This is a genomic window from Methanoregula sp., assembly GCF_002835825.1.
Classification (GTDB): Archaea; Halobacteriota; Methanomicrobia; order Methanomicrobiales; family Methanospirillaceae; genus Methanoregula.
Genome location: NZ_PIZH01000334.1, coordinates 1 through 2,405, shown reverse-complemented (window position 1 = coordinate 2,405; position 2,405 = coordinate 1). Strand labels below are relative to the sequence as shown.

At 60.8% G+C, this 2,405-nt stretch carries 2 protein-coding genes and 1 pseudogene; all 3 read right to left on the bottom strand.

Going from position 1 to position 2,405, the window contains the following annotated elements; translation table 11 throughout:
- A partial coding sequence (locus CW742_RS10685) for a cobyrinate a,c-diamide synthase (RefSeq protein WP_292420228.1) occupies window positions 1–1,011 on the bottom strand: 1,011 nt, incomplete at its 3' end.
- Window positions 1,008–2,072 carry a Ni-sirohydrochlorin a,c-diamide reductive cyclase catalytic subunit gene (gene cfbD, locus CW742_RS10680; protein WP_292420226.1) on the bottom strand — a complete coding sequence of 355 codons (1,065 nt, stop codon included), beginning with the start codon at window positions 2,070–2,072 and terminating at the stop codon, window positions 1,008–1,010. The genes cfbD and CW742_RS10685, both read right to left, overlap by 4 nt.
- 9 nt (window positions 2,073–2,081) lie before the next feature.
- Window positions 2,082–2,405, bottom strand: a pseudogene (locus tag CW742_RS10675) (coenzyme F430 synthase); the annotation flags it as partial.

Below are 2,405 nucleotides of genomic sequence, written 5' to 3'. Positions count from 1 at the left end.
GTCCGTGAGATCCATCAGCCCTCCGCACTCCGCGTACACGGGCGTGCCGTTCCGCGATACCTCGCGAATGGCCTCCCGCATACGGTTGTTGGCTTCGAGTTCCCGCAGGAAAAGCTCGGGATATCCCCCGCCGATGATGTACCCGTCAGCTTCGGGGAGACTATCATGGCTCGGGCTGAAGGTCACGGTCTTTGCCCCGCAGGTTTTCAGAATATCGAAGAGGTCCGCGTAATAGAAGTTGAACACCTCGTCCAGCGCAACACCGATTGTTACATCGGGAACAGGAAGGGAGTCGAAGATCGTGGGTGCAGGGTTGTCCGGTACGTCCTTCATCAGCGAGCGGAGCCGGTCGAGATCAACGTACTGCCCGATCATCTTTGTGATGGTATCGATCCGGGAATCGAAGTCACCCCGTCCCGATCCCTCCCGGTAGGGCACGAGCCCGAGGTGGCGCATGGCAAGCTGCATCTCTTCCATACGGGGGATGGCACCAATGACCGGGACGCCGCAATAGTGCTCGATAGCAGTCACCGCCTTGGCCTTATGCGACCCGCCTTTGATGTTGTTGAGGATCACACCCGCGATCCGGATCTTCGGGTCAAAGGACTGGAACCCTTTGACGATCGCAGCTGCACTCCGGGTGATGCTCTGGGCCGAGACCACGAGAACAACAGGAAGGTCGAGTTCCTTTGCGATCGCGGCCGTACTGCCGGTGTCGCCCAGGGCCTCGGCCCCTTCGTACAGTCCCCGCACGCCTTCCACGAGCGCGATGTCCGCGCCCCGGCAACCGAACCGGAAGATATCGTGCACCTGCGGACCGTTGAGCGTGAACGTGTCCAGGTTCCGGCAGGGACGGTGCGATACGGCCGCAAGATAGGATGGGTCGATGTAGTCCATTCCCACCTTGAAAGTCTGGACCGTATCTGTCTTTGAAAGAAGGGCCGCGAGCGCGAGCGTGATGCTGGTCTTGCCACTACCTGATCGGTCACCTGTGATGAGAACCGCTTTCATGGGAGGCTCCGGAGAACCGCCCCGAATTCGCTCTCCACGATCGAGCGGACACCGAGCGTCTTGGGGTGGAGGTCGATCTCCACCATCACATGCTGGTGCCCGATGGCCTTGAGAGGGGCCACCTGCCGCGGGCCGTTTGTTATGGAGAAGCACTCAACGCCTTCCGTGTACTCCGGCGGGATGGCATGGGGGACACCGGTGATGAGCGCGAAGTCCGGTTTGATCTCGCGGATCCGTTTCCCCAGCCAGTCGCCGTTTGCCCCGTACTCGTCCAGCGCACCGATGAGTTCGGCCTTCACGCCCCGTTCTGCCAGTTCTGTTGCGATCCTGTCAGCATCGCCCCGCGTCTTCGGGAGTCCCCGCTGATCAAGGTTGGCGATATAGGTGATGTCCGCATCCGGGCATTTGTCGTGAAGCGCGATGAGTGCGTCCACGAACATGTACGCGGTCTCTTTCTTGGCGTTGAGGATCGCGACGCCTTTTTTTCCGGACCGTGCGAGCCGGAGGAGTTCCTGCGCTGCAACATGCTTGAGGTCGCCCCGCGATGCTTCAATGTACGACTGTGACGCTGCCCCCCGGAGACGTTCAACGTCATTTGCCGCCTGCATCATCTGCCGCTGGCGGGCCAGTTCCTCTTCCGTGATCCAGCCAGCCACTTCTGCGGCTTCAAGCGTCGAGAGGACTCCTGCAATATTCTCCAGGAAGCCGGCATGGATGTCGACTGCGATCGTGGGAGTCGTAATACCGGCCCCGTCAATCGCGGATTGGAGGTCTTCGCCGATGATCATCGAGACGCAGGTCCCGACCACGGCCATGCGCCGGGGATGGAACGTCTCCTCCGCATACCGGAGCACATCCTCGAGCGGCTTCTGGCCGCCGAAGATGAACTCATTGTCGGCAAGCGAAGTGGTGAGCGTCCGCATCCCGTCTTCCTCCAGCAGGCGTGCGTGCTTGAACGAGCAGCCGGAGGGGCCGTGGAGGATGGCAACGTCAACATTAAGGTCGCGGGCTGTGTAGAGGGCGGCAACGATCGAGCTCGGGCGGGGGTGCATGTACTTCATGGGCGCTGTTCATCTCCAGGTCTTGACGGTAAGGACAATCGATCCCTGTATCGTCTTTTGTTGTGCAAGGGTATATCCTTCTTCAAATGTGGCTGCCCGGGCAGAAACCCGAGGGGTAAGAATGGTATGTTCCGGTGTTCCGGGCTCCGGAAACCGGCCAACCCAGACAAGAACCATCGGCCGTACTGCCTCGACCGCCGCAAGGATCTGGTCGAAGCCGAACCCTTCACAGACCGCCCCGTCGCCTTCCTGCTGCCCGATGACCAGCGTGATCTCGTCCCTGCCGGAGACATTCCGGGCATACTTCGCAGAGCCGAGGGGTTTGTCGAGGGG